This window comes from Lentilactobacillus farraginis DSM 18382 = JCM 14108, assembly GCF_000583655.1.
Taxonomy (GTDB): domain Bacteria; phylum Bacillota; class Bacilli; order Lactobacillales; family Lactobacillaceae; genus Lentilactobacillus; species Lentilactobacillus farraginis.
In genome coordinates, this window is sequence record NZ_BAKI01000024.1 from 1 (window position 1) to 26,418 (window position 26,418).

Annotated in this window: 25 protein-coding genes, 3 tRNA genes and 3 pseudogenes; 5 read left to right on the forward strand and 26 right to left on the reverse strand. The window is 41.6% G+C overall.

Translation table 11 applies throughout. The features are described from left to right. Window positions 1–106: 106 nt before the first annotated feature. From JCM14108_RS08580 to JCM14108_RS08605, 6 genes are all read right to left on the reverse strand, one after another. Complete coding sequence (locus JCM14108_RS08580; protein ID WP_035180182.1) at window positions 107–526, reverse strand: Asp23/Gls24 family envelope stress response protein; 420 nt, start codon at window positions 524–526, stop codon at window positions 107–109. Window positions 527–582: 56 nt separating this feature from the next. After that, entirely contained in the window at window positions 583–1,017 is a 435-nt protein-coding gene (locus JCM14108_RS08585; protein WP_035180184.1) for an Asp23/Gls24 family envelope stress response protein, read from the reverse strand. A gap of 30 nt (window positions 1,018–1,047) precedes the next feature. Further along, window positions 1,048–1,197, reverse strand: a complete 150-nt coding sequence (locus tag JCM14108_RS08590) for a hypothetical protein (protein WP_237745780.1) — start codon at window positions 1,195–1,197, stop codon at window positions 1,048–1,050. 44 nt (window positions 1,198–1,241) lie between these two features. Beyond that, window positions 1,242–1,805: an alkaline shock response membrane anchor protein AmaP gene (gene amaP / locus JCM14108_RS08595; RefSeq protein ID WP_035180192.1), complete on the reverse strand. Its 564-nt coding sequence runs from the start codon at window positions 1,803–1,805 to the stop codon at window positions 1,242–1,244. Window positions 1,806–1,835: 30 nt separating this feature from the next. Then, entirely contained in the window at window positions 1,836–2,087 is a 252-nt protein-coding gene (locus JCM14108_RS08600; RefSeq protein WP_035180194.1) for a GlsB/YeaQ/YmgE family stress response membrane protein, read from the reverse strand. A 655-nt stretch (window positions 2,088–2,742) separates the two neighbouring features. Next, entirely contained in the window at window positions 2,743–3,222 is a 480-nt protein-coding gene (locus tag JCM14108_RS08605) for a MarR family winged helix-turn-helix transcriptional regulator (RefSeq protein WP_035180198.1), read from the reverse strand. Between the two features lie 140 nt (window positions 3,223–3,362). Here JCM14108_RS08605 and JCM14108_RS08610 point away from each other — a divergent pair, with 140 nt between their 5' ends. Further along, window positions 3,363–4,187 carry a LicD family protein gene (locus JCM14108_RS08610; protein WP_035180200.1) on the forward strand — a complete coding sequence of 275 codons (825 nt, stop codon included), beginning with the start codon at window positions 3,363–3,365 and terminating at the stop codon, window positions 4,185–4,187. 75 nt (window positions 4,188–4,262) lie between these two features. Beyond that, a complete protein-coding gene (locus JCM14108_RS08615; RefSeq protein ID WP_051996106.1) occupies window positions 4,263–4,571 on the forward strand; it encodes a DUF960 domain-containing protein in 309 nt (102 codons plus the stop codon). Between the two features lie 114 nt (window positions 4,572–4,685). On the opposite strand, the gene JCM14108_RS08620 is transcribed toward JCM14108_RS08615, so the two are convergent. The 11 genes and pseudogenes from JCM14108_RS08620 to cdaA form a co-directional block, all read right to left on the reverse strand. After that, window positions 4,686–4,757, reverse strand: a tRNA-Asn gene (locus JCM14108_RS08620). Window positions 4,758–4,867: 110 nt separating this feature from the next. Further along, a tRNA-Asn gene (locus JCM14108_RS08625) sits at window positions 4,868–4,939 on the reverse strand. Window positions 4,940–5,068: 129 nt separating this feature from the next. After that, a tRNA-Asn gene (locus JCM14108_RS08630) sits at window positions 5,069–5,140 on the reverse strand. Window positions 5,141–5,270: 130 nt separating this feature from the next. Next, window positions 5,271–5,579, reverse strand: a complete 309-nt coding sequence (locus JCM14108_RS08635) for a hypothetical protein (RefSeq protein ID WP_035180204.1) — start codon at window positions 5,577–5,579, stop codon at window positions 5,271–5,273. Window positions 5,580–5,815: 236 nt separating this feature from the next. Then, window positions 5,816–6,892 (reverse strand): ABC transporter ATP-binding protein, encoded by a 1,077-nt coding sequence (locus tag JCM14108_RS08640; RefSeq protein ID WP_035180206.1) that lies wholly within the window; start codon window positions 6,890–6,892, stop codon window positions 5,816–5,818. Window positions 6,893–7,015: 123 nt separating this feature from the next. Further along, window positions 7,016–7,813 carry a glycoside hydrolase family 73 protein gene (locus JCM14108_RS08645; protein WP_035180208.1) on the reverse strand — a complete coding sequence of 266 codons (798 nt, stop codon included), beginning with the start codon at window positions 7,811–7,813 and terminating at the stop codon, window positions 7,016–7,018. A gap of 140 nt (window positions 7,814–7,953) precedes the next feature. After that, window positions 7,954–9,435 (reverse strand): glycoside hydrolase family 73 protein, encoded by a 1,482-nt coding sequence (locus tag JCM14108_RS08650; RefSeq protein ID WP_035180211.1) that lies wholly within the window; start codon window positions 9,433–9,435, stop codon window positions 7,954–7,956. A 269-nt stretch (window positions 9,436–9,704) separates the two neighbouring features. Further along, a pseudogene (glmS, locus tag JCM14108_RS08655) lies at window positions 9,705–11,521 on the reverse strand (glutamine--fructose-6-phosphate transaminase (isomerizing)). Window positions 11,522–11,748: 227 nt separating this feature from the next. Further along, window positions 11,749–13,097: pseudogene (glmM, locus tag JCM14108_RS08660) on the reverse strand (phosphoglucosamine mutase). Between the two features lie 27 nt (window positions 13,098–13,124). After that, window positions 13,125–14,090 carry a CdaR family protein gene (locus JCM14108_RS08665; protein WP_035180213.1) on the reverse strand — a complete coding sequence of 322 codons (966 nt, stop codon included), beginning with the start codon at window positions 14,088–14,090 and terminating at the stop codon, window positions 13,125–13,127. A gap of 2 nt (window positions 14,091–14,092) precedes the next feature. After that, a pseudogene (cdaA, locus tag JCM14108_RS08670) lies at window positions 14,093–14,934 on the reverse strand (diadenylate cyclase CdaA). 181 nt (window positions 14,935–15,115) lie between these two features. Here cdaA and JCM14108_RS08675 point away from each other — a divergent pair. Next, window positions 15,116–15,790, forward strand: a complete 675-nt coding sequence (locus tag JCM14108_RS08675) for a DUF1361 domain-containing protein (protein WP_035180214.1) — start codon at window positions 15,116–15,118, stop codon at window positions 15,788–15,790. Between the two features lie 69 nt (window positions 15,791–15,859). Here JCM14108_RS08675 and JCM14108_RS08680 read toward each other — a convergent pair whose 3' ends face one another. Beyond that, complete coding sequence (locus JCM14108_RS08680; protein ID WP_035180215.1) at window positions 15,860–17,986, reverse strand: cation:proton antiporter; 2,127 nt, start codon at window positions 17,984–17,986, stop codon at window positions 15,860–15,862. A gap of 118 nt (window positions 17,987–18,104) precedes the next feature. Further along, window positions 18,105–19,022: a UDP-N-acetylmuramate dehydrogenase gene (gene murB / locus JCM14108_RS08685; protein WP_191978546.1), complete on the reverse strand. Its 918-nt coding sequence runs from the start codon at window positions 19,020–19,022 to the stop codon at window positions 18,105–18,107. 199 nt (window positions 19,023–19,221) lie between these two features. On the opposite strand from murB, the gene JCM14108_RS08690 reads away from it, so the two are divergent. Then, window positions 19,222–19,755: a 3'-5' exonuclease gene (locus tag JCM14108_RS08690; protein WP_035180221.1), complete on the forward strand. Its 534-nt coding sequence runs from the start codon at window positions 19,222–19,224 to the stop codon at window positions 19,753–19,755. Window positions 19,756–19,892: 137 nt separating this feature from the next. On the opposite strand, the gene JCM14108_RS08695 is transcribed toward JCM14108_RS08690, so the two are convergent. The 5 genes from JCM14108_RS08695 to JCM14108_RS08710 form a co-directional block, all read right to left on the reverse strand. Further along, entirely contained in the window at window positions 19,893–20,231 is a 339-nt protein-coding gene (locus JCM14108_RS08695; protein WP_237745781.1) for a GNAT family N-acetyltransferase, read from the reverse strand. Further along, window positions 20,221–20,379: a hypothetical protein gene (locus JCM14108_RS15360; protein ID WP_237745782.1), complete on the reverse strand. Its 159-nt coding sequence runs from the start codon at window positions 20,377–20,379 to the stop codon at window positions 20,221–20,223. Before JCM14108_RS15360 ends, JCM14108_RS08695 begins: the two co-directional genes overlap by 11 nt. Further along, window positions 20,372–20,851, reverse strand: a complete 480-nt coding sequence (gene tsaE, locus JCM14108_RS08700; protein WP_035180223.1) for a tRNA (adenosine(37)-N6)-threonylcarbamoyltransferase complex ATPase subunit type 1 TsaE — start codon at window positions 20,849–20,851, stop codon at window positions 20,372–20,374. The genes JCM14108_RS15360 and tsaE overlap by 8 nt, the downstream gene beginning before the upstream one ends. Before the next feature lie 171 nt (window positions 20,852–21,022). After that, window positions 21,023–22,000, reverse strand: a complete 978-nt coding sequence (gene pta, locus JCM14108_RS08705) for a phosphate acetyltransferase (protein ID WP_035180226.1) — start codon at window positions 21,998–22,000, stop codon at window positions 21,023–21,025. A gap of 36 nt (window positions 22,001–22,036) precedes the next feature. After that, entirely contained in the window at window positions 22,037–22,729 is a 693-nt protein-coding gene (locus JCM14108_RS08710) for a uracil-DNA glycosylase (RefSeq protein ID WP_035180227.1), read from the reverse strand. Window positions 22,730–22,838: 109 nt separating this feature from the next. Between JCM14108_RS08710 and JCM14108_RS08715 the strand changes: the two genes are divergently transcribed. Next, entirely contained in the window at window positions 22,839–23,402 is a 564-nt protein-coding gene (locus tag JCM14108_RS08715; protein ID WP_035180229.1) for an LURP-one-related/scramblase family protein, read from the forward strand. A 180-nt stretch (window positions 23,403–23,582) separates the two neighbouring features. On the opposite strand, the gene smpB is transcribed toward JCM14108_RS08715, so the two are convergent. Both smpB and rnr read right to left on the reverse strand, forming a co-directional pair. Then, complete coding sequence (gene smpB / locus JCM14108_RS08720; protein WP_035180231.1) at window positions 23,583–24,056, reverse strand: SsrA-binding protein SmpB; 474 nt, start codon at window positions 24,054–24,056, stop codon at window positions 23,583–23,585. Between the two features lie 26 nt (window positions 24,057–24,082). Beyond that, on the reverse strand, window positions 24,083–26,410 hold the full coding sequence (gene rnr / locus JCM14108_RS08725) for a ribonuclease R (RefSeq protein ID WP_035180233.1): 2,328 nt from the start codon (window positions 26,408–26,410) through the stop codon (window positions 24,083–24,085). Window positions 26,411–26,418: the final 8 nt, after the last annotated feature.

A 26,418-nucleotide genomic window follows, 5' to 3' on the forward strand; every position in this document is an offset into this window, starting at 1 on the left:
ATTTTAAAGGCGTTAAAATAAGGACCACTGATAAAGAATATCTTTGTCAGCGGCCCTTATTTTTAACAACGATGATCGACTTAGTCTCAACCATCTCCCCCGTTAATCAATCCTTATCTTTTTTCTTCTCCCCTTTTTCCGATTTCCGGTTTTTCTTAAGAAACTCCTCTCTAGTCTGAAGATCCTTAATATTGATTTTTATTTCAACCGGCTTTAAGTCCGTCATGTCTGTCAGTGCTTGACACAATTTGTTTGTGACCTTGTCAAAGACATTTGGGATACTCTTGCCATATTCCAAAACGGCATCCATCGATAATTTGACCTTTTTCTCATCATTATCCAAATCGACTTTCACACCGGTTGTCGGATCGGTATTGTCTGAAAACCGGTCTGTCATGGAATCAATCAAGTTTCCTTCAAGAGATAAGACACCGTCAACATCCCGGACCGTATTACCGGCAATCTTTGCCAAGACATCATCATTGTATGTGAGAACCGTTTCTAAATCTGAATTTGCTTGAGCCATGTCAGTTTCCTCCTAATGTAAAATACTTATTAGCGATCAATTTTTGTTACTATCAGTTACTTAACACGTTCATCATGGACAGTGTTGGCAAGCTCGTCTTTTTGACTGCTGCTTTGCTGCTCCCATTCTCGCTTTGTTAAGACATCATTGATATTTAAATTAATTTCAACAACGTCCAGCCCGGTATAATTTTTAATGGCATTTTGCGTTCTGGTACAGATCTCGTCAAATATCTTTCGGGCATCGGCACCGTACTCAATTGTCGCGTCCATATCCAGCGCAACCTGCTTTTCGCCTACTTCAGCGTCAATGCCTTTGGTAGGATCGGTCTTCTTTGAGAACCTCCCCGCCAATTCACTAATCATGCCGCCATCCAAAGATAAAACACCATCAACGTTTCGACACACAAGACCGGCAATTTTTTCAATCACTGCGTTGTTAAACGTTAACTTTCTGGTTAATTCCGGTTTGCTCATTACTTTTGAATCCATGAAATTCAACTCCCTTACTTTTTAAAAATGTTATTCGTCACTTACCAGCTGGCCGATCAGACTTTTTATACCGCCAAATTTGCCGATTACAGCGCCAATCAGCGCGCCGGCAATTCCCAAGGCAAGTACCAGCAATACCCCGCTAAAGCCGCTAAAAGTCCAAACAATGCCGCATACCATCCAATGATGCCACCATACATAATTGAATTCATTTTGACTCCCTCCTAAACAACCCGGGGTTGTCGAGCTCGGCGATCTTTTAGAGAATCGATTGGTTTGAGATGAACTTTAACCCTTTTTACCGGAATGGCCATTATTCGATCAACCTCGTGAATCACCATCTCCTGAATCTCTTCCCCCAAGCTTACTAAATCCTGTTTCTTATGATCTACCGCTGAAATTCTGACACTGGCCTTGGGCTTTCGACCGGTTATTTTAAGCTTTGCTTTAACATCGGCAATCCCTTTATGAGAACGGACCTTTTCCTGAATCATTTTTTCAACTGCCTGCTGTGAAATACTTAATTTACCATTCGGTGAGTTAAACGTAACCTGTTTCACCTTTTTGGGGGCCAACCCAGCCAGTAAAATACCGGTTAAACAAGCTAGTCCCAGCAGGCCGCTTAAGGAAAGTGCCGCCGCCAAGAGCCAAGTATTTGAAGTTTGAACCGTTTCAAGCACTGATCGTGACAGGTAATCGATTGGCACTACCAAACCAATGAACCAGATACATTGAGCCAGACCAAGTAGGCTGATGATTAAAATCATCAATTTGGAAAGTTTTCGCATTACTTTTCTCTCCTTTCCAAGAGATTCGGCTTAGTCAGCCAAACCACGGGTCAGCAATGAAATCAATAATACCAGGATCACTGCACCAACCACCGCTGGTAAAATGGCTATTTCAGCCAGCTGTGGTCCCCAAGAGCCCAGCAACGCCTGCCCAAGCCAAGCACCGATTAAGCCGCCAACAATATTTCCGACCCACCCCAATGGTAGATCCCGGCTGGTAATCGCACCGGCAATTGCGCCGATCACACCTCCGATAATTAATGTCCAGATTAAACTTAGCATTGTTATCACCCTTTCTATATTTTTGTGGCATAGCTTTTTTGCTATGACTTAAGTCTACAATAAAATTAAACTTATTGTGTGAATAAGTTGTGAAGAAAAATAGGCTTTTTTGAGAACTTTTTAGCGTACATCAAAAACCATTCCATTATTTTCGATTATGATAACATTTTGGATGTTATCATACCGTTTACAAACCTAAATAAAGCCACCGGCTTACTCAGATCATTCTGATCAAGTCGGTGGCTAAGTTATCCTAATCATTAAAAAAACGACGGGACTGAGACAAAAGTAATTTTGTCCAGCCCCGTTTATTTAGTCACGGTTATTACCGAGTAAAAACGTACACCAAAAGGCAACTTCCTAACACATAATCGCATTATCCAAACATTCAAGCCTAGAATACTCGGATAATGCAATTATGCGCTGAAAGTCAACCACCTTTCGTCCCACACTCGTCGTTTTAAAAAACAGCCGGCAACGTCATTCAAATGACGCCGGCAGTGGATCAATATTATAAAATGGCCTCTTTTTCGACACTAAAATGGTCACATTTAATAATCCAAACTTAATGCTATTACCACCATTGCCACCATCAGCCAATTCCCTCAAACTTAACTGACGAAGTCCCCATCATGCTGGTAAGCTTGTTAAGCCACTATTGATTTGATTGCTTTGGTTCATTGAAATTTTTCATTTCCTGTGACGCAAAATCTTTGATAAAGTCCAAGATTTCCCTAACTTTATCTTCGCCATATCGTGAAATCCACTCATCAAACCTGGCAGTAGTTAACTCAGTTACTTTATTTTCAACCTCTTTGCCACTCTTAGTCAAGTGCAGATATAAACGCCGTCGATCACTCTCGGCAGGCTTTTGATAAATATAATCATGTTGTAATAGCACTTTTATTTGTCGTGAAATTGCACTTCGAGTAACTTTTCTTTCACTTGCAATATCCATTAACGATACGTGTTCACGACTACTAATCGTGTGCAGTATCAAATACTGCTCAAAGGACAATCCATACTTGGTCGCAGGTTCTGAAACAAAGTTATCCAGATACTTAAGCGACGACAAGTACACATTGATTGCCTCTTGCAATAATTCTTCGTGCGCTTTTGTCATTTCCCTCACCATTCCCCAGTAATTATTAATATCAATACTGCACTAATTATATATTGTCTGTACTGTTGTATCAACAATATACCGCCAGTTTTGAGAATTTTTTCGCATTCTGTTTTATAATGAAAGTTGATGAGAATTCTTGTGGAGGCCATATGACAGATATTCTAACTCAAACAATTCAGCAAATTGAATTGACTATTTTTAAACGCTTTAGTGAATTGGCTGCTAAATATCGCCTTCACTACATTGCGATGGGCGGCACCTTATTAGGCGCCATTCGCCATCAAGGTTTCATTCCTTGGGACGACGACATGGATATTGCCCTTTTAAGACCTGATTATGAACGACTGCTTGAAGTTGCACCAGCCGAATTTCAAAATGACCATTACTATCTTCAAACACCTTGGAGTGACGATAATTACGCATTAAGCTATGCTAAAATTCTGGATCGCAACACCTATATCGAAGAACGTAATAATGTTAATAATGCTCGAAAGGGCGTCTTTTTGGATATTTTTCCGCTGGACAAGGTACCCGATTCAACTGAAAAACAACGGCGGCAAATAATCAATATCCGAAAGCTTGACAGCCGAATCTATTTAAAACTGCGTTACAATATCATTGATAATCCAATTCGAAAATTTCAGGGTGCACTGTCTTCTGAGCAGTTAACAGCTGCCAATATTTTTAAACAGAAACGTCAGTCCCTGATGACAACTTACAATGATCATCCGGATTTGAACCTGGTCAAAAATCTGGCATCCCAATATGCATACGAAAAGGAATTATTCTCGCTTAATCAGGTTAAGGAGGTGACGACCGTTCCTTTTGAAGATACTCAAATTGTCGTGCCGAAAGATTACGATGTCATCCTGAACGGTCTGTATGGTGATTACTTTAAATTGCCCCCTGAGAGTCAACAGGTTGAGAAGCACATTGTTAAATTAATTTATGATAATCAGGTCTTTGAGCGATAACGAGTTGCTTGCATTCGGCATTAATTTTTGGTAATTTATTGACAATTAGTTATTTAAAGATTGAAGGTGTTACAAATGTTTGATCCAAATCATTCACGCTTTGCCAGTTTTAGTATTGTTTCAACGTTACCAGATCAAGCAATTGATAACGTTTGGTTCATTATTGATAATGACTTGCAGCACGTTTTTCCACTATCAAATTTAATTAAATTCAACCTGGTTAACAGTGATGGTAAACTATCCTATGACTTTATCCAGGGTAATGAATTAGTCGCAACGTTTGATTCGCCATATCCATACGACAACAGTTATCCCAAATCATTGGTTGTCTATGATAGTGGTAATCGCCAAATCATTGCAACGCCATCGGAAATTAATATCTAAACGAAAAAATGGCAGCTGATATAACAATCGTTGCCATTTTTTAGCTTAAAGCACTAAAAAACAGCCATCTGCTATCTTTTTTAATAGCAAACGGCTGTTTTTGTAAACCTCTGACTGCTCCGGCTGGGTTCGAACCAGCGACCTCTTGATTAACAGTCAATTATTCTACCACTGAACTACGGAGCAATAATACGTTATGTGTCAAACGCAATACAATAACTTTATCATATTTGCGATTGGAATACAATCAAAAATAAAGATATGTTACTTAGAAACAACTTAAAAGCTACTTCCAACTGCTCCGGCTGGGTTCGAACCAGCGACCTCTTGATTAACAGTCAATTATTCTACCACTGAACTACGGAGCAATAAAAGGTTACACATGAATGTCACATTCAAAACGCGACATAATATTTATATCATATTTTCACTGAAAGTGCAATAAAAAATGAATAAAAAAAGATTTTACACAGAAACAACCCGCAGGTTATTTCCAACTGCTCCGGCTGGGTTCGAACCAGCGACCTCTTGATTAACAGTCAATTATTCTACCACTGAACTACGGAGCAATAAAAGCACCTCTAAAAGCAACATATATATTTATAACATAATTTCTCATAACTGGCAATTAAAAATTTAACTTTTTTTGATTTTAAGGAGAAAATCATGTTTTTCTTAGAGGTTACTCATAATACCGACTTATCCGATATGATTTTCCTTCAAGATAATCTCAATTTCTTTCTGCATTTCCGGTGTTTTTTTCCATTCCTCAAAATGATCCATATCTTCTGTCGGCATGCTGTAATTTTCGTTAATATAATGCTCGTATTTTTGCACGTGAGGGGAGTGTGGGATATTCAGCTGTAATATCCTCACCTGCTTAATAAATCCCCGCTCAACGGCTAATTCGGCCCGTCCGTTCTGGACCATATTACTGATTTCAATATATTTGGTTCCATCATTGCGGGTGATTTCTTCAATCAGTGTCAAAACTTCATGACTTTTCATTACGATCAAGGCTCCTACTCTAAAATTTCTATACTAAGCTATTCTATTATACATAAAAAACTGATGGTACCAACAGGTCCACCAGTTTTTTAAGAGAGAAAGAGAATTGATTAGAAGGTATTTATTTAGTACCCATAAATAATATAGCGTTTTCTGTAAGCGCTGTCAATGGCTTTTCTCAAAAACGGCCATCTTTTCATTCTAATAACCGATAAAAGCTGGTCGTTCACGTAATATTACTTGTTATTGGGTAAATGCAAGACATCTGAAGGATGGATCAATACCGAAGGATCGCTTAGGACATGACCAACAGAATAGCCGGAAATATTAACCAGGCAGAAAAATAAAACCACCAACAACACGCCCCAGGTTAAGAGCTGATTTCCTACTGACATCTTTTCACTGATAACCGACCCATAGAATAGTTTATGGACCTTTGAAGAAACGTTCTTCTCGTCTGGTGCTGCCGCTTGCATTTCCGCAGCAACCTTTTTTTGATAATTTTTAATACTAAAGTTCTTTTGAACGTTCTTCCGTTCAGTTTCAAAATCATGCTTTTCTTTTTTACTTAGTTTTTTAAACCATTTGGTAAATTCCCGGTATTTTTTGGTAACCGCTTTGGTTTCACCAACCATTTTTAATTCACCATAATTAATCCAAGCAACCTTGTCACACAGCATTTCAATCTGCTTCAAAGAGTGGCTGACAAAAATAATTGTCTTACCCGCTTGCTTAAATTCTGTGATTTTATCCACACATTTTTGGTAAAAAGTATCATCACCAACCGAAAGCGCTTCATCAATAATTAAAATATCCGGATTGATATGAACTGCAATCGAAAAGCCTAATCGCGACCGCATACCGCTTGAATAACTTTTAACAGGCTGATCGACGAAATCACCGATATCCGCAAATGAAATAATATCCGGCATCATTTCATCGATCTCTTCATTAGTCAGGCCCTGCATCAGCGATTTCAGCCTAATATTTTCCCGACCAGTTAAATTATTCCGTAGTCCGGCACGAATTGCCACAATCGATGTATCACCACGAACATCTACATAGCCCGTTGTTTGCGGAATAATGCCCGAAATAATATTTGACAGCGTTGACTTTCCGGAGCCGTTAACCCCAATCAACCCCAAAGTCTCTCCTGGTTGAATTGTTAATGAAATCCCCATCAACGACCAAAAATGAGGAACTTGATTTTTAGAAATCGAAAAAAATGAGCGTAATTTTTCCGATTGCGTCTTAAAAAGATCATATTCTTTCGTCACGTTTTGAACTTTTACTTTATAGTTTTTTTCTTCCATCGATCTAAACTTACTCCTAATTCAAAGTTTTAACTTTTCGAAAAGTATTATAACAGAAATCCCTTGAAAAATAAGAGGTCGAGAGAAAAGCTTAATCTTTTACCCCCAACCTTTTTTTATGACTCAGTGTTTTTTAGCCGCTGCGTTGCTCTTAATTATTTTTTCAAGTGATAAATTTAATTGCAGTGTATAATCATTGTCTGCGGACGGTTGCTGCCGCCGGGACTCAAAGACTGAGCGCGGAATAATTCTTTCCGGAACACTGGTAATCTTTGATCGCACCTGTGGCTGATCCGATTGGGCTGTTTTGGCAGGCTGGCTGCTCGTGGTACCCAGCTCCTTTTTTAGTGACTGCTCAATCTGCTCATTAATATTCCCGGCACCGTTAATTGTTGTGTCACCATTATTGGCATCCAATTTATCCAGATTATATTTCACAATCATCGCGTTTAACTTGTTTCCATAATCCATGTCGGTCGCATAAGTCGTCGCCAAGGCCATTGCGGCATCGCTGGCACTCGCAGCATTTGTTGTCCAAGTCTGGGAATAGTAATTTGGATCAGTCAGTGTTCCGTGACGCAACAAATAGGCATTATCACGAATTGAGGCTTCAATACTTGGATACTTCTTAAATTGGGCAGCCGTCATGTAATGTTTGCCCTTTTCCGTATACTCACCAGTACTCATCGTAACGGATTGACCATTATATGCGCCCTTTATTCCAAAATAATTGTTTGCTTCAGTAGAAAGCGTTGATCGACCAAAGTCACTTTCCAAAATTGCCTGGGCCATCATAACTGAAGGATAAAGATGATTTTGTTTACTGACCTTTTCAACTGGTTTCTTTAAACGATTGATAAAATTGCTGGCAACGCTTGCTTTAACAGAAGTACTGCCACCAGCAACGCCAAAAACAATCACTGTTAAAAAGCAAATTAATCCCCCAACAATTAAGTTTGTTACACGAGATTTGATACAAAAACCTCCCCTGACATTTAAGATGTACATACCAAAAAATAATTATACCTTAAAACCAATTGGATTCAATCATCTTTCAACAATTATGACAAAAACTTTGAAGATACCCAGTATTTTGTGTCAGATCCTGTATGGGCGATTCGATACCAGATCGATTTATCACTTAATCGGTATCCTAGCTTATCTACCTTTACCTTTGTTCCAACCGTCAGATTAACCTGTGCTAATTTATAATGTTTCATAAATTGACCGGTCGCGTTAAAATCTGTATAAAGATAATCCGCTTTGGCACTGGATGAAACAACTTTATCCGCCTGAAAATCAACCTTGGCGACCTTTGACGGTGCAGTTATAACGTCATTGGCGTTAATCCAACCTGTTTTTTTGCCAACTTTAATTCGATACCAGGCCTTTAAACCGCCAGTCGATTTAACCAATGCCGTTCGATCAACCGAATATTTCTTTTTACTTTCCAAAGAACTTAATTTGGTTGATTTTTTAGCCAGTAATGGAGAGCCCAAAACATGATTGTATAAGGTATCCTCGGCCAACTTATTAATCGTTAAACTGCCACTGGTCTTACCACTATAGATTGTTGGAAATTGTAGTGCCGGTGCATAAACCCAAAAGCGTTTGGCCTTACTGTTGGTATAAAATCTAAAGCGATACCAGTTTTTAGGAGTCCCCTTCTTAACACCACGCATATCCAAGTATACGGTTACCCGGTTTTTAATTCCCAGCGACCGCCAGCTATAGTGCTTTTCGTTGGTGCTGGTCCCCTTTACGTGATTATAAACATAGTATTTGGCGTACTTTTTGGATAGCGGGACTGATTGAATTGCATTACTTTTATAATAAGTCACTCGAGGCGTTGTTGAACCGGCTCCCTGCGTATCAACAACAGTCGAGCTGGCAGTATCGGTTCCAGAACTCACTGCGCTGTCAGCCGTGCTGCTGGCATCACTTGAAGAGGATGTCCCGGCAGTTTCACCAAACGTTTTATCCAAGCCATATTGCTGAATCAGCTTAATTAAAGAACTACCATAATTGGGGTCGGTCGCATACTTACCGGTTAACGCATTGGCAGCGTCCGAATAAGTCGCGGCATTTTCTTTCCAAGCACCTGAATAATATTGCGGATCCCAACTGGTCCCGTTTCTCAGCGTGGCACCATTATCAGCAAACGACGCGTAGGCAGTCGGGTATTTTTTAAAGCTGGCCGTTGTATTTACCATTTGACCGTTACTATTGTATTCAACTGTTGGCATTGACACCGACTGGCCGTTATAAGCGCCCTTGATGCCAAAAAAGTTGTTGGCTTCCAGCGTCAGTTGGCTTTGTCCCCAGCCACTCTCAAGAGCTGCTTGCGCCATCATGACAGAGCCGTAAAGATTGTATTTTGCCGAGGCCTTTTTGACGTCAGCTTGATAAGTGGTGATAAAACTGTTGGCCGAAGAAGCCTGGGCCGTCACATATGTACCGTTGCCCCCCAAAAAACACGTCAGCAGCACAGCGCCACAAATGGCGATTAGAAATATGGCTCGTTTAATAGATTCTTTCAACATCTCCACCCCTTATTGACACTTCACTTTATCATATTAGAAAATCAGTGAAAAATGAAGTCATTTAATGATTACTTTTATTCCCACTAAGAATATTTAAATTAATGTTTAATCAGTCATCAACCGTTATTTTAACACAAAAAAATAACGACAAGCTTAAAACAACGTCAATCATCGTCGTTTAATAACCATCCAACTAAAAAAGCCCAACCGGAAAAATCATTGCCGGTCAGGCTTCGTTAAACATTAAAGTTTATAGGATTGATTAATCATTATTCAACGGTAACACTTTTAGCTAAATTACGTGGTCGATCGACATCCAAGCCCTTGTTTAAACTGGTAAAGTAAGCAATCAATTGGGCCGGTACGACACTTAGTAACGGTGTGATCATTTCATCAACATCCGGAATAATAATTGTGTCATCTTCCAATGCCAAGCTCCGACGAACAATCGTGAAAGTTGAGGCCCCACGCGACATTGTTTCCTGTAGGTTACTTCGGGTTAAATTAGCAGTCTTTTCCTGCGTGATAATTCCCACAACCGGTGTCCCTTCTTCAATCAAAGCAATGGTCCCGTGTTTTAATTCACCGGAGGCAAAGCCTTCAGCCTGGACATAAGAAATTTCTTTAAGCTTGAGCGCTGATTCTAAAGAAACCGTCTGATCGATTCCCCGACCAATGTAGAAGGCCCGAGGTGCCGGTACAAAGTACTTCTTAGCCAGCTTCTCAATCATATCCTTCTCGTCAATAATTGCCTGCATACCGGTTGCAACCAGCCCCAATTGCTGACGAATATCAAAGTCTTCAGCGATTGTCTGTTCCTTAGCTTCTCCGAGGGCTTTAGCTAAAATTGCTTCAACTGCAATTTGAGCCGTATAAGCTTTGGTGGAAGCAACGGAAATTTCAGGACCGGCATGAAGCAGCATCGTGTACGTTGCTTCCCTAAAAAGGGTTGAGTTTTCGACGTTCGTAATCGTTAGACTCTTATAATCATGCGCATTTACGTTTACCAATACTTCACGACTATCTGCTGTTTCCCCACTTTGAGACAGGAAGATAAAGAACGGTTTTTTGGATAACAACGGATCATCATAAGCAAATTCAGAAGCGATGTGCACCTCAGTTGGTACGTGAGCTAATTTTTCAAACATCTTTTTACCAACCAAACCGGCGTGATAACTGGTTCCGGCGCCGACAATGTAAATTCGATCCGCTTCATTTAAAGCATTAATTAAGCCGGTATCAATATTTGGCTTGCCGGATTCCTGCGTATAAAGGGCTGCCAACTTACGCATAACATTCGGTTGTTCGTCAATTTCTTTTAACATGTAGTATGGATAAGGTCCCTTATCGGTTTCACTGGCATCCATGTCAACGTGAAACGCTTGCGGTCAACTTTATGCTGATTAGCGTCCTCGATTTCAACGGTGTCCGGCTTGACAGTTACGACTTCACCGTCATGAAGTTCCAAAAAGTCGTGGGTCACGTTCAGCATTGCCGGCGCATCCGAGCAAACAACATTACAGCCATCCCCAAGCCCGATCAAAAGCGGACTCTTGTTTTTAGCAACGTACAATGTTTCCGGATCCGTACTGTCAATCAACAGGAACGCGTAAGACGAGCCTTTAAGCAGTCCTAATGTTTTTAAAAATGCCTGCTTGGTTGACAAGCCCTCGGTTTGAACGAAATGATCGACTAATTGCACAACAACTTCTGTATCAGTCTGACTGGCAAACGTTGTATTACTTAAATATTCTGATTTCAGTTCCTTGTAGTTTTCGATAACACCGTTATGAACAAGGTAGAATCGGTGGTCCTCAGAAAATTGAGGGTGGGCATTGGCTTCGCTTACGACACCGTGAGTTGCCCAACGGGTATGGCCGATGCCGACCGAACCATGAACGTCCGGGCCAACAGCCGCTTCCAATTCAGAGATTCGACCTTTGCGCTTAATCAAATAATCCTTACCGTTTAAATCGTTAACGTAAATTCCGGCAGAATCATAGCCTCGATATTCAAGTTTTTCAAGGCCTTCCAATAAAATTGAAACCGCATTATCGTTTCCGGTTACTCCAACAATTCCACACATTTTATAATCTCCTCAGCAATCTGAAATTGGTATATACACCATTTACTATCATTGATTTTCTATAACACGTATAATCTACACAATTAACGATAAAAAGTCAACTAATAGTTACAAATGGTATAGGAAATATCGCGTAAGCAAATAAATGCCGCTTTTATCGGGAAACAGCCAATAAAATGAAAAAGGCTGTCGATTTTTTCGACAACCTTTTCATTAAATAATCATTATTAAGCAATGCCGATTTCCGAACGGACAACGTCTGCAATTTTCTGCGCATACGCATCCACCAAATCCTGGGTTGGTGCTTCGGTCATAACTCGTAATAACGGCTCCGTTCCGCTTGGGCGAACCAATACCCGGCCATCGCCGTGCATCTCCGCTTCAACCTCCTGAATAACCGCCTGAATTTTTTCATTTTTAAGCGCGTTCTTTTTATCCTGAACTTTTACGTTAATTAACCGTTGCGGATACTTTTTAATTTCACTTGCTAATTCGGATAGTTTTTTACCGGTTGACTTCATAACCGATAACAGCTGTAGACTGGTCAGCATGCCATCGCCGGTTGTATTAAAATCGAGGAAAATAATATGACCTGACTGTTCGCCACCGAGGTTATACCCATCCGCATTCATTTTCTCAACAACGTATCGGTCACCAACCTGGGTTTTAACACTGGTTATTCCAGCCTGCTCCATGGCTTTATACATCCCCAGGTTACTCATAACCGTTGTAACAATCGTATTTTTCTTTAATCGGCCACGTTCCGCCATATATTTACCACAAATATACATAATGGCATCCCCGTCAACCAACTGGCCGTTCTCATCAACCGCGATGCAGCGATCACCGTCACCATCAAACGCAATTCCTGCTTGAACGCCTTTTTCAACGACAAATTGCTGCAGCTTTTCCGGATGGGTTGAACCAACGTGGTCATTAATATTAAGCCCGTCCGGCGTCGTTGCCAGTGTTTCAAAATCAATTCCCAAGTCCGCGTAAAGTGTCGTTACCAGTTTACTGGTTGACCCGTTTGCCGAATCCACACAGACTTTCATTCCGGATAAATCCTCGGAAATTGTTTGTTCGAGGAAATGGATATATTTTTGACTACCTTCAAAGTAATCGCCGACAACTCCCAAGCCTTCCGCCGCCGGTCGTGGCAGAATATCTTCTGACCGCTCGAGAATGGCTTCAATTTCTTCTTCCATTTCGTCCGAAAGTTTATAACCATCTGCCCCAAAAAACTTAATACCATTATACTCAACCGGATTATGCGAAGCTGTAATCATAACGCCGGCATCAGCTCCCTGGTTGCGGACCAAATAGGCAACGCCCGGTGTTGTGATAATTCCCAAGTTCAAAACTTCAATTCCAACTGACAATAAACCGGCAATCAAGGCTTCTTGGAGCATCTGCCGGAAATCCGGGTATCACGCGCTACCAGCACCTGAGGCTGCTTTCTTTCCGAATGATGGGTTAATACATAGCCACCTGCTCGGCCGCACTGAAAAGCCAGTTCCGGCGTCAGTTCTTTGTTGGCAATTCCACGCACACCATCAGTACCAAAATACTTCATGAAAATTTCCTCATTTCAAATAAATTATTAGTTATTTCTGCTAATCTTGACAGAAATTCGATCCGGATCAAATCCCTTTACCTTGTTAAGCTTCGAATCCAATTCAACGTCCTTGGTTTTAGTGGTCCGAACATCGCTGGTGTCCACTTCGACTTTAACAGCATCCAACTTTTTCAATTGCGCCTGGGTGCCAAATACCCGAACCCGCTTGGTAGCAGAGGTTAAGGTAAAGCTTTCGTTATCGTCGGTAATTCCCTTGGGTTCCAGTTTGATCGGCAGTTCCTTACTGTTTCCCGGTGTAATTGGCAGTGTGACATCGGCAGTTGCCGGCGTTATCACCACATTGACCGTATTTTGCTTGCTATCAAGCGCCTCAATAATTGCTTGACTATTAAGAGACGATTTAGCATTTTGCGGCACATTAAGCTGCGCGACTACCGTCTTGATTCGATTAATTTGATCGGACGCACCCGTTATTTTAACATTCTTAACGTCGGCAGACGCATTACCGGGTTGATAACCGGAGGCGATATTTTCTTTATTGTACTTAACCTGTAAAGGATAGGTAACCGTCTTTCTCGGCTGAATGTCAACTTTAATTGTAGCCGGTTCGAAACGATATCTCAAATCATTATTTAATCCTTCCTGTTGAATCCGCACTCGATGAGTCCCGACACCAAGCTTGGATAAATCGGCATAAACCTTAAAGTTTTGCGTATTTGCCGTCGTTGTAACCAACGCCGACGGCCCGGTTATATGAAGCTGGACTCTTTCAGGGTAACCGGTAACAAAATACTTATTGCTGTTGACTGTCAGTGATAATTGCGACGAAATCGTCGTTGAGCGATTGGATGTCAATGCAGTTGAATTACTGCTATTCTTAACTGAAGATGTCGTTGACGGCTGGCTGCTGCCGACATACAAAAACAGTAGAATTGCAAATATCAGTGCCAGAAGCCGGTATGCCCAATTATTAAATAAAAACTTTTTCAAGATTATCGGCCTCCTCGAAAGTGACTATCAATGAAGTTGGCAACTGTACTGATAAAAGTTCGATGCGCTTGTTGATCGGTATCCGTCAGGAGCTGGTTGCGTAAGTATTTCAAATAATCATCCTGGGTCATTCCCCGCAGCAATTCATTATTTTGAGTGATGGACACTTCGCCGGTTTCCTCTGAAATAACAATCGTCAACGCATCCGTTAATTCCGAAATGCCCACCGCGGCCCGATGACGGGTTCCCAATTCTTTGGGAATCAAATTACTTTGTGAAAGCGGTAAGTAAGCTGCGGCAACAGCAATCCGGTTATTTTTAATGATTACAGCGCCGTCATGCAGCGGCGTATTGGGAATAAAAATATTAATCAACAGTTCGCCGCTGACGTCCGCATCCACATCAATGCCGGTTTCAATATATTCTTCCAAACCAGTATTCATTTGAATCGTGATTAAGGCACCAATGCGTCGCTTGGACATATATTGAATTGCCCGGTCAAGTGCTCGAATCAGCTTTTCAGCCGCTTCATTTTCCTTTCTGCCCTTAACGAACAATGAGCCCCGGCCCAAGTGCTCCAGTCCTCGCCGGATTTCTGGCTGAAAATGATGACCATGGCAATAACACCCCAATTGATTACTTGGTCCATAATCCATGAAACAGTTGAGAGACCAACGTAAACACTGATTATTTTAATCAGGGCAATGATCACAATTCCTCGAAGCAACTGGACCGCTTTTGTCCCCCGGACCATTAAGATCAAGTTATAAATAATGAACCAAACAACCAAGATATCAATGACGTTTGTCAAATTATGGAGCGTAAATAAGTCTGACCAGTTCATGCGGTCTCCCCTCAAAATTTTTTCATAAATATTATATCATTCAAATTAACTGAACATCTAATCATACCAAATTCCAGGATATGTTTAAATAAATTATAAAAAGTAACAATTCATCAATTTTATGATAGCATTTACCGTCAAAACATAGTTTAATTATTATTGTGATAGGAGGTTTGGTTAGATGAGTACTTTGAATAAATGGCTTATTCGGACGTGTTTTATCGTCTGGATGGCTTTGTTATATTTATATCTAAAAACGCCTCCGTTTAATTTTTTGGTTTTAAATACATTTTTGGCTTATATTCCAATCGAGCTAAGTTTTCATATTTCAATTGGCAAGCCTAAAAACGCGCTTTTGTTTTGGCTGATAACGTTAACCTGGTTACTTTTTTATCCAAACACTCCTTATTTACTAACAGATCTGTTCCACCTTTCACTGCTGGAACCCTATGGTACCAACGGTCTCCTCAGGCTGGACAACATCATGTGGCTGAAATTCTCACTTTTATTAATTTCAACTTTGTTTTCAACACTGCTCGGTTTATGGGGATTGGAAAGAGTTGCCAAAGCTATTTCGGAAAGGCTTCGAATCCATCATACCATTTTTAAACATATTCTCATTATCGGATTATCTTTCGTCACATCAATCGGTATTTTTATCGGCCGGTTTTTACGAATTCACACGATTTATCTGATTTTAACGCCCGAGTTGTTTATTAGGCCATTGTTGAATATGTGGAGTAAAAACGCCTTGATATTTATCGGATTATTGACAATCATCCAGTTAGTATTCTTTTACACACTTAAACTAATTATCAATTCTCAACCGGTCTCTAAAAAGACAATTGAAAAGTAAGCGCCTGTGATCAGGGATTTACCTTGACCACAGGCGTTTATTAATTAACCGGCATTAACCGGAAATTAGCTAATCGGCATTTTGATAATCCATTATCAAAACGGTTTCTGAATAATTAATATATTGACGCAGATGAGCCGCCATGGACCAATCAATGTGCCCCTGCTCCAACAATACCTGAACGCCCTCCCGCTCGGCGGCCAGGGCTTTTATCCGCAGATGCTGGTACTGCATTGTATGATCCTTAATTTGACGCTTACTGTGCTCCTTCGCCAATTCAATCTGGTTCCGGTAATGAATAATCAAATGATAAACGGACTGACTATCAAACCGATTATTATCAATATCATCCCTGGCAAAATAATCGGAAAGCGCCTTAATGGCCCCCTTGGCCTGTTCCCGCTGAACCAACGCCAGCTCATCAGTAATATCGGTTTGACTCTTCCGTTGAATCAGCCAAAGTGAAAATTTATTTTTTAACCGAATCATCTGCTGGATCGAGCCGCGACCCATTCGAACTTTTCGACCAATTGAATGAATCATCTGCCGTTCCAGTCGTTGAAGCCGCTCATTTGAAACCAGATATGTTTCCTTAGAAATTTGCTTTTCGTCAAATAATTTCTGAATTGCTGATCGTTCACCCCGCAAAGCAACTCGGCGCAGTGCCAATTCGTCAGAAATAATCGAAGCCATTTCTTTTTTGTTTTGAAGTTTTAGTTCTAACCGTCGGATCAAAAATTGATAATCCAAAATCAGATCGTAAGCTTCCTTCTGATTATTGGGACGCCGTTCTTCTTCAATTCGCTGAACAGCCAACTTCATAATGTATAATTGGGCCTCATCCTCTGAAATGTAGTGGGTGTGATCGTCATTTTCGTCAGCCCCCGCATCTAAATCATCATCGCCGGAAAAATTAGCCCGGGTAAGTAACGGCGCTTTATTTTCAGAAATCAGCGGCAGCATCACGGTTGCAACTACCAGGCTGATAATAATGACACTGGCAGCGACAAACAAGGCCAATGAACGCGATGGAAAGGGCTGACCGTTTGAAACAACCGCGGGGATGGATAAGACCCCGGCCATCGTAACAGCGCCTCTAACGCCCGATAAACCGGCTAATAAGGCGGCTTTAAAAGACGCCATCTGCTTTTTGACTTCCGGATGCGTTTTTTTAGTACGTAACCTGCTGACAGACTGATAACCATAAATCCAAATTACTCGAATTGCCAACAAGATCAGCCAAGCAACAAATGAAAGACCAAACGCTGAAAAAGTGTTGATCTTATCATTTTCAATAACGTTAGTGGTCGCAATCGGCAGCTCAATCCCAAGGATCAGGAAAACAATCCCGTTCAGCGTATAAATAATGATATCCCACGTTTTCTCACTAACCAAGGTTAACTCGGGTTGACTACGATCCGGAGCTGTTCCGTAGAAGTGAAAAACAATGCCGGCAGCTACCACGGCAATCACACCGGAAGCGTGAAAAAGCTCCTCAGCAATCAAATAAACAACAAATGGCGTCGTTACCCGCAAAACCGTACTGAAGATAACATCATTGATTCCCTGACGGTACAACCAATTTTCCAAGATCAGAATGATTGCAATTACGATAATACCGCTCACAAATCCCATAATGCTGATGTAGAAAAAATCAATTGTGGCAGCTTTAATTGAAAAAATTCCGGTAACAGTGGCAGCAATTGCGTATTTAAAAGCAATCAGTCCGCTAGCATCGTTAATTAGACTTTCGCCGCTGACAATGTGCAGCACCGATTCGGGCAGGTTGGCCCGTTGTGAAATGGATTGAACCGCCACTGGATCAGTTGGTGACAGAATAGCCGCCAAAGCGAAACTAACCGAAAACGGCATTGTTGGAATCAAGACATGAAATAGCAAACCGCCTAATAATGTTGTTAAGAAAACCAAAACAATCGCGTTGGCCAAAATTGGCCCCCGCAATTGCCAGAGTTCACGTTTGGGAAATCGCCGACCATCGTTAAACAACAGTGGCGCGACGAATAATAGTAGAAACCAATCTGTCTCCAACGGGATCGAAACTTTCAAAACCAACGCTAATCCCAAGCCCAGGCCAACTTGAATCAAGCTGACCGGAATTGCCGGAATAAAATGGTCAATGACGTTGGAAACAACCACCAAGACCATCAATAATATGACAGCTTCAAGTATATGCACACTCTGCTTCCCCCTTTTAAATAGTGCCGTTATTAATAAAACACGCGTGCCCAAGAAGTCGATTCAATTAATCTCTGGGATCTGACTACTTTTAAAGCACGCGTCAATCTGTAACAATTCACAAGCTTTTAACCGGTTCTTCACCGATAATTCGAACTTCGGTTTCCAAATGAACCCCAAATTTGTCAAAAACTGTTTTTTGAACATGGGTAATCACATTCAGGTAGTCGGTTGCCGTTGCATGATCAACATTAACGATAAACCCGGCATGTTTTGTCGATACCTGAGCCCCACCAATTTGAAATCCCTGTAAACCGGAATCATGGATCAGTTTGCCGGCGAAATAACCAGTCGGTCGCTTAAAGACACTCCCACAAGAAGGCAGCTCCAATGGCTGCTTGCTTGCCCGCAGTTGGTTCAAATGCGTCATCCGCTTTTGAATCTTATCGGCAATGCCCGGCGTTAACGAAAACGTTGCTGCAAGCACAATTTGGTGATTATCCTGAACACTGCAATGCCGATAGCCAAAATCAAGTTGATCAAAGTCAAGGTGTACAACCTGATCATCGGCCGTCAAAACCTCGGCACCGGTTACAACATCATCGATATCACCACCATAAGCACCGGCATTCATGAAAATTGCCCCGCCAACACTTCCCGGAATCCCAGCGGCAAACTCAACGCCACTGAAAGAATGCGCCTGCGCAGCCTTGGTAACATCAATTAAAGCAGCACCTGCGTCGGCCGTAATCGTGTGATTCTCATGAACTTTTATTTTATTCATCTTGGTTAAAATCATCGTCAAGCCGCGAATGCCACCGTCACGAACAATTAAGTTACTGGCATTGCCGATAACGGTTACCGGAATTTCGTGTTGATTGGCATAGGCCAATAATGACTGGGTTTGCCTGACCGTTTCCGGGAAGGCTAAAATATCTGCCGGCCCACCGGTTAGTGTGTGTGTGTATTTAGAAAGCGATTCATTAAACAGTATTTCAACATTGGGATTAGCTTTAACGATTCCTTCATTATTAATCATTGTCAATTTCCTTACCTTCAAAATGCTTTAAAATGATACATTTAAAACGGATACTTTTATTTTACCACGATTTTTGCTGCCAATGTTGGTCAACAAAGCTGATTGTATTTAGTATTCCCCGTATTCAACCAGCCGGTTTGGTTGCACTTCCCAGTGAACATTTGTAAAATAGGATTCAGAAAATGGGGTGAAATAATTGAACTTTGTCGCAATGGATTTTGAAACCGCCAACGCCAAACGAGCCAGCGCCTGCTCAATTGCCTTGGCAATCGTCAGGAACAGTCAGGTGACACACGAATTTTATTCATTAATCAATCCAGAAACTGATTTCAGCTGGCGTAACATTAATGTCCACGGAATTCATCAGCAGGATGTCGCCGACTCACCAACCTTTCCTGAGGTATGGGCACACATTGCCCCACTATTTACAGCAAATAAACTAGTAGTCGCACATAACGCTTCTTTTGACAACAGCGTATTAAAGCGGACATTGGTGCGTTACGGCGTAACACCACCGCACTATTTAACGCTGGATACCTTGAGAACCTCAAAACAGTTCTATCCACAAATGGTTAATCATAAGCTCAACACGGTCTGTGACCAATTGCACATCGAATTGGAGCACCATCACAATGCCCTTGACGATAGTGTTGCCTGTGCCAATATTTTATTGGCACAACAACAGCAATTTGGCAGCAACGCGTTAAGAAGTTTTGTAAAAGCAATTTAAGTTTAAAAAGAGTGAGACGAAAGGTGGTTGCCTTTCGGTGTACGTCTTCGCTCGGTAATAAATGTGATTAAAGCAAACGGGACCGGGACAAAATTACTTTTGTCCCGGTCCTGTTTATGCTAATTATTATAGAGACGCTATTTTTTAACAGGTAAACTCATTTTAAGGATGATTCGGTCGTTACGCGACTCAGTGCCGGTCTGGTTAAAACCTAATTTTTGGTAAAGGTGGACTGCGGCAGCATTATCTTTGAAAACCGCTAATTTCAATGTAGCCAACTGACTGTATGTTTTGGCCCAGTCAATTGCCAGTTCCAATAAATTGGTTCCAAGCGTATATCCCTGATAAGCGCTTAATACAGCAATCCCGACTTCACCATCATTGGCACCAAGGCCGTCAACAGTTACAATTCCCACCGGTTGATCGTCCAGAACTGCCAGCGCCATCAGGTTTCGATAGGATTGATTAATCAACAATCTGCTTGGCCTCCATTTCGGGCGTCAGCTCGTCTAAATTTGAATCAACCAAAAAAGTATCTGTTTCCGACTGCAGCCGTTTTAAAAGCACTAGTACTTTTTGCGCATCGGCAGGATCTGCCAGTCTAAAATTTATTTCTTCACTCATTTTGGTCACCCAGTAATTCATTCGTCAGTTTTTCAAACCGGCCGCCCCGGGGTTCAAAAATAATTGTGCGCACATTATCCCCCTTTGAATCGTCTCGTTTGAAAACAATTCTTAAATAATTACTCGGCAGTTCTTCGGCAACAAACTTCGACCACTCAACAACATTAACACCATCACCATTAAAATATTCGTCCAGGCCCAGTTCGTCGCCACCTCCCTGCTCCAAACGGTAAACGTCCATATGGTAAAGTGGTATTCGCCCGCTTTGGTATTCCCGAATAATGGTGAAGGTCGGGCTTTTAATCGGCCGCTTAATTCCAAGACCCCTGCCAAGCCCTTTTGTAAAAGTCGTTTTTCCGGCACCTAAATCCCCATCGAGTAAAATGAGGTCTTTTGGCTGTAAAAACGCAGCCAATTTCTGTCCAAGGGCAACAGTTTGATCGGCCGACATTACCGTTAATGTTTTTTTCAATCGATCATCACTTCCAATATTTTTTAATTGTCCAAACCGTCTATTATCATAACACACCCACATTATCAGTCACTTTTGTCCCAGTGGAATTTGGGCGACAAATAAAAAAGATCAGCAACTCCAAAAACAGAGTTGGTGGTCTTTTGTTTCAATTACTAAATTGATTTATTTTTATGATAATGCCTGGGCTGCTGTAATAATGGCAACCTTGTAAACATCTTCTTCATTACTTCCCCGAGACAAGTCTGATACCGGCTTGTTTAAACCTTGGAGAATTGGACCGATTGCTTCAAAGCCACCAAATCGCTGGGCAATTTTATAGCCGATATTGCCGGACTGTAACTCTGGGAATATAAAGACAGTTGCTTGACCGGCGACAGTTGACCCCGGCGCCTTCTTTTTAGCAACAGTTGGCACAAACGCAGCGTCAAATTGCAACTCACCATCAATTGGAATATCCGGTGCCTGTTTCTTAGCCAGCTTGGTGGCTTCTTGAACTTTTGTTACCATGTCACCCTTTGCTGATCCTTTGGTTGAAAAACTGAGCAGGGCAACTTTAGGATCAATATCAAAGGTTTTGGCAACCTTGGCACTTTCAACCGCCACCTCGGCCACCCCGGCAGCATCCAAATCGATGTTAATCGCACAATCAGCAAATAAGTATCGTTGGTCATCTTTTTGCATAATAAAGGAGCCACTAATTAATTTAACCCCCGGCTTAGTCTTGATAATCTGCAATGCCGGCCGTACTGTGTCACCAGTTGGATGATTTGCCCCGGAAACCATGCCGTCTATTTTGTCCATGTAAACCAGCGTTGTCCCAAAATAGTTGGGATCCTTCAACCATTCACGGGCTTTTGCTTCATCGGTCTTGCCCTTTCGTCGTTCAACGATTGCTGCAACCATCTCGTCAATTTGAGCTTGAGGTTGATGAAGATAGTCGATAATTTGAACATTACTCAAATCAATGTTTGCGTCTGCTGCAGCTTTTTTAACCGCATCATCGGTTCCCAAAACAACCGGTTTAACCAAACCATCCTTAGCCAAACGACTTGCAGCTCCCAGAACACGAACATCATCACCTTCAGGAAAAACAATCCTGATATTTTTTCCGGTGATCTTTTGCTTGAGACTTTCAAATAGTTCCATGACAAAATCCTCCAATTCAAATAAAGTGACTTGTATTTAAGATGTTTGGGTTACCTTTTCCGGCAATTGCCAATCAATCGGTTCTTCCCCCATTGCAATCAGCGCTTCATTGGTTTTTGAAAACGGCTTGGAACCAAAGAATCCCCGATTAGCTGATAATGGACTTGGATGGGCAGACTGCAACACCACATTGGTATCAGTATCAATTAATGAAATCTTATTCCGGGCAGCCCGGCCCCATAAAATAAAGACAACCGGTTTTTCCCGAGCCGATAGTTTCTCAATGGCGGCATCCGTCAACTGCTCCCATCCCTTTCCTTTGTGGGAAAATGCTTGACCATTTCTCACTGTCAACACAGAGTTCAGCAACAAAACCCCTTGTTTGGCCCAACTTGTCAAGCAGCCATGCTGAACCGGTTTGATTCCGAGATCGGATTGAAGCTCCTTATAAATATTTTGAAGCGATGGCGGAATTTTAACCCCCGGTAAAACAGAAAAGCTCAAGCCATGCGCCTGATGAGGCTCATGATAAGGGTCCTGACCCAGGATTACAACTTTTACTTTACTGAATGGCGTCAATTGAAACGCCTCAAAAATATGGTTCATATCTGGGTGAATATACTGAGTCTTATATTCAGAAATCAAAAATTGGCGCAACTGCTGATAGTATGCTTTCTCAAATTCGGGTTGTAAAACATCCCACCAATCATTTTTTATAAACGGTTTCATTCCCAACACCTCACGTTTTATTCTACCATATCCCCTTTCAAATAACATTAGCAACTATTTGACCAATCCGTGTTAGAATGTTGTTAATAAACGAAAAGGAAATGTCTCTATGAGTCGAAAAATTCAGATCAATTTATCCGAACTGGATCATACCAGGTCCTGCAGAATCATTGATGAATATAAAGACACCAAATATCTAATTGTAGGAAAATGGGGACTGGTTTCCGATACTTTTTCAGTCTATTCAATTACAGGCGATGTCTTAGCCGAAGCCCGCCAACAATCGCTGGGAACCACCCCGCGGTTTGACCTCTTTTGCGTTGGTCAATTCGTTGGCAGCTCGGTTCTTCATTTCTCAATGCATTATACCACGCTGTTTATCAATGGTATCAACTGGCTGGTCATTGGTAATCAAGAAAAACAATCTTATACGATTACCCACGGCAGGCAAAAAATTGCGACAATCAAATCATACGCCCAAGCCGACCAGATTATTCGGATAATGGCCGTCGAAAATATTAATCACGAGCCAATTGTGGCATTAATTGCAGCAATTCTCAATCACCCATCATTAGTCCACACTGCCAATTTGAAACTACCTGCTCTTGATAAATACCTTAAGGGGACCAAAGCCAAACCGGAGTGGGGCGAATTTCATTTTTTCAAAAAATAACGGCTTAGCTGCCTAAAGATGCTTGATTTTAGATTGTCGTTATCTAGTTCAACCAGGAACGGGACTGAGACAAAAGTAATTTTGTCCAGCCCCGTTTTTTTAATCATAATTATTACCGAGTGTCATCGTCGAAGAGTAGAAGAGTAGCTTCCAGAGATAATCGACTTTCGTCTCACGCTGCTAATAACGCTTCATCACCCGTTCAATTGTCCGCTGTTCATCACGGCGTTTAATTGTCTCTCGTTTATCGTACTCCCGCTTTCCTTTGGCAACACCAATCAATACCTTGGCAAAGCCCTTTTTCAGATAAACTTTTAACGGGACAATGGTAATTCCTTTATCCTGAGTTGCCTGCCCAAGCTTTTGAATTTCTTTTTTGTGCAGTAACAACTTTCGATTACGAAGCGGATCATGATTAAACTGATTGCCCTGGGCATACTCACTAATGTGGACATTCATCATGTACGCCTCACCATTTCGAATCTGCACAAAACCATCTTTTAAATTGATTCGCCGCTCACGAATTGATTTAATTTCGGTCCCGGTGAGGACAACGCCGGCTTCATAAGTCTCAAGTATTGAATAATCATGACGGGCTTTTTTATTTTGCGCCATCAAATTATCATTATGCTGCTTATGCTTCTTTTTAGCCATTTGATCTCACCTGCTTTTCCAAGCAATTAGCGTCTTTTTCGACCAAATTGCTTTTTGGATTTTGAGTTTTTTGAATTTTTATTTGACTGATGCTGTTTACTGCTAAAGTGAATATTCGCGCCACCACCATGATTATTATTTCGTCGATCATTGTTGTGTCGGTGATAAGATTCCTTTGGCAGATAATTGCTGGTTGGCGTCTCTTGGGGATTAACAATGTCAAAGTCAACAGCACTTTGAGAAACATCGACATTAATAACCTTGACCCGAATCGGCTGGCCCATCTTATAAGTCCGATGGGTTCGCCGACCAACAAGTGCCATAAATTGTTCAACATACTGATAGTAATCATCATCCATTCGGCTAATATGGACCAGTCCTTCAACTGTGTTTGGCAGTTCAATGAACAGTCCGAATTTCATAACCGAACTGACAACCCCATCAAATTCTTCGCCAATGTGGTCGTTCATGTACTCGGCTTTCTTCATGGCATCCGTATCCCGCTCGGCATCTACTGCTCGACGTTCATACTCTGAAGTTGTCGTCGCAATCTCATCCAGCACATTGACATACTTTTTCTTCGTCTCGTCATTAATCCCATTGTCCTCATAATAGTGAATCATTCGGTGAACCATTGTATCCGGATAACGCCGAATTGGTGAAGTGAAGTGGGTATAAAATGGTGCAGCCAGGCCAAAGTGTCCAAGTGACTGGTCAGCATAGCGGGCCTGCTTCAAACTTCGCAGTAACATTACAGAAACCATCATTTCTTCCGGTTTGCCGGCTACCCGCTTCAAAACGTTTTGCAGCATTTTAGGCGTAATATGCTTGGGATCACCTTTCACATTAATGCCAAATGCTGTTAAGGTCTCAAAGAAGGTCTTAATGCGATCGGCATCCGGCTGCTCATGAACCCGGTAAATAAAGGGCACGTGGGCTTCATAATAATGCTTGGCAACCGTTTCATTAGCCGCCAACATGAAGGATTCAATCATCTTCTCAGCCAAGCCACGAATTCTCAGCTTAATGTCAATTGGATGACCCTTCTCATCAACAATGATTTCAGCCTCGTTATCATCAAAATCAATGGCACCGCGGGCATGCCGGTGCTTATACAAAATTCGATGAAGCTCGCCCATTGTTTCAAACATTGGAACCAACTCATGATATTGATCCATGGTCTTTTGATCATGAGATTCCAAAATCTTATTAACGGCCGTATAGGTCATCCGTGCTTTTGAGCGCATTAAACTCGGATGAATTCGATGCTTAACAACGTTTCCAGCTTGATCAATTTCCATTTCACAGCTCATGCAAAGACGCAGCTCACCCTCGTTTAGTGAACAAATTCCATTGGACAAACGGCGCGGCAGCATTGGAATAACCCGATCGGTCAAATAAACCGATGTCCCGCGGCGATAAGCTTCCTTATCAATCAAACCACCCGGCTTAACATAGTGACTAACGTCAGCAATGTGGACTCCTAAATGATAATGACCATTTGGTAATTTCCAAGCAGTAACGGCATCGTCCAAATCTTTTGACGATTCGCCGTCGATCGTTACCAGATCCTGATCGGTAATATCTTCACGGCCGACTTTTTCTTCATCCGTTACATGATCCGGAATTGCATCAGCAGCCTGAAGCACGTCTTCGGGAAACTCTGCTGGAATATCGTGTGCGTAAACAATCTGTAAGATATCAATTCCCGGATCATCAACGGAACCGATCACCTCATCCGCGATGCCAACCATGTAATCAGGATGGGCTTCGTTGGGATATTCAACAATCTGAGCTGTAATGACCTCACCGGGCGTTGGCTTTAGCCCAACATCGGTAATGTAAAACTTATACTTGGCAATCTTTTTATCCGTTAATTTAACCTCACCGAAATACTTACGATTTTCAGATCGGGAAAACGGACCGACAACCCGCTTGTATTTTCGATCAGTGATTGCCGTTACTTTACCTTCTGGCCCACGATCGGAGCCTGGGTCTGCCGGCTTAACAATTTCCATGTCAACCGTGTCACCATTCAAGGCGTTCATCGTATTATCCGGGGCAATAAATGCATCCGGGGCGGTTTCGTCATAAGCAACAAACCCAAAGCCCTTATCATTGGCATGAAAAATGCCAGATAATTTTTGCTTATCCGGATTTAATTGAAACTTACCATCCGCCGTCACAATAACAAGTTGGTCCCGTTCCAGGGCAGCCAGCTCCTGAACAATCAGTTTAAATGCCGCTGAACCGTGATACCGCAAAACATCGGCAATTTTTTCAACAGAAAATTCATTATCAGGATACGTCCTCAATACATTTTCAATTTCTTTTTTTAAATCATTATCTTGCAATCTTAATT

What these genes read in the sequence shown, in the direction of transcription:
- JCM14108_RS08710 (WP_035180227.1), bottom strand. Translation starts at nt 22,729, where the DNA reads ATGAAACCGTTTATAAAAAATGATTGGTGGGATGTTTTACAACCCGAA.
- JCM14108_RS08585 (WP_035180184.1), bottom strand. Translation starts at nt 1,017, where the DNA reads ATGGATTCAAAAGTAATGAGCAAACCGGAATTAACCAGAAAGTTAACG.
- JCM14108_RS08650 (WP_035180211.1), bottom strand. Translation starts at nt 9,435, where the DNA reads ATGTTGAAAGAATCTATTAAACGAGCCATATTTCTAATCGCCATTTGT.
- smpB (WP_035180231.1), bottom strand. Translation starts at nt 24,056, where the DNA reads ATGGCTAAAAAGAAGCATAAGCAGCATAATGATAATTTGATGGCGCAA.
- JCM14108_RS08580 (WP_035180182.1), bottom strand. Translation starts at nt 526, where the DNA reads ATGGCTCAAGCAAATTCAGATTTAGAAACGGTTCTCACATACAATGAT.
- JCM14108_RS08615 (WP_051996106.1), top strand. Translation starts at nt 4,263, where the DNA reads ATGTTTGATCCAAATCATTCACGCTTTGCCAGTTTTAGTATTGTTTCA.
- JCM14108_RS15360 (WP_237745782.1), bottom strand. Translation starts at nt 20,379, where the DNA reads ATGAGTGAAGAAATAAATTTTAGACTGGCAGATCCTGCCGATGCGCAA.
- JCM14108_RS08610 (WP_035180200.1), top strand. Translation starts at nt 3,363, where the DNA reads ATGACAGATATTCTAACTCAAACAATTCAGCAAATTGAATTGACTATT.
- JCM14108_RS08640 (WP_035180206.1), bottom strand. Translation starts at nt 6,892, where the DNA reads ATGGAAGAAAAAAACTATAAAGTAAAAGTTCAAAACGTGACGAAAGAA.
- amaP (WP_035180192.1), bottom strand. Translation starts at nt 1,805, where the DNA reads ATGCGAAAACTTTCCAAATTGATGATTTTAATCATCAGCCTACTTGGT.
- pta (WP_035180226.1), bottom strand. Translation starts at nt 22,000, where the DNA reads ATGGAACTATTTGAAAGTCTCAAGCAAAAGATCACCGGAAAAAATATC.
- JCM14108_RS08605 (WP_035180198.1), bottom strand. Translation starts at nt 3,222, where the DNA reads ATGGTGAGGGAAATGACAAAAGCGCACGAAGAATTATTGCAAGAGGCA.
- JCM14108_RS08590 (WP_237745780.1), bottom strand. Translation starts at nt 1,197, where the DNA reads ATGGTATGCGGCATTGTTTGGACTTTTAGCGGCTTTAGCGGGGTATTG.
- JCM14108_RS08635 (WP_035180204.1), bottom strand. Translation starts at nt 5,579, where the DNA reads ATGAAAAGTCATGAAGTTTTGACACTGATTGAAGAAATCACCCGCAAT.
- JCM14108_RS08675 (WP_035180214.1), top strand. Translation starts at nt 15,116, where the DNA reads ATGAGTACTTTGAATAAATGGCTTATTCGGACGTGTTTTATCGTCTGG.
- JCM14108_RS08715 (WP_035180229.1), top strand. Translation starts at nt 22,839, where the DNA reads ATGAGTCGAAAAATTCAGATCAATTTATCCGAACTGGATCATACCAGG.
- JCM14108_RS08600 (WP_035180194.1), bottom strand. Translation starts at nt 2,087, where the DNA reads ATGCTAAGTTTAATCTGGACATTAATTATCGGAGGTGTGATCGGCGCA.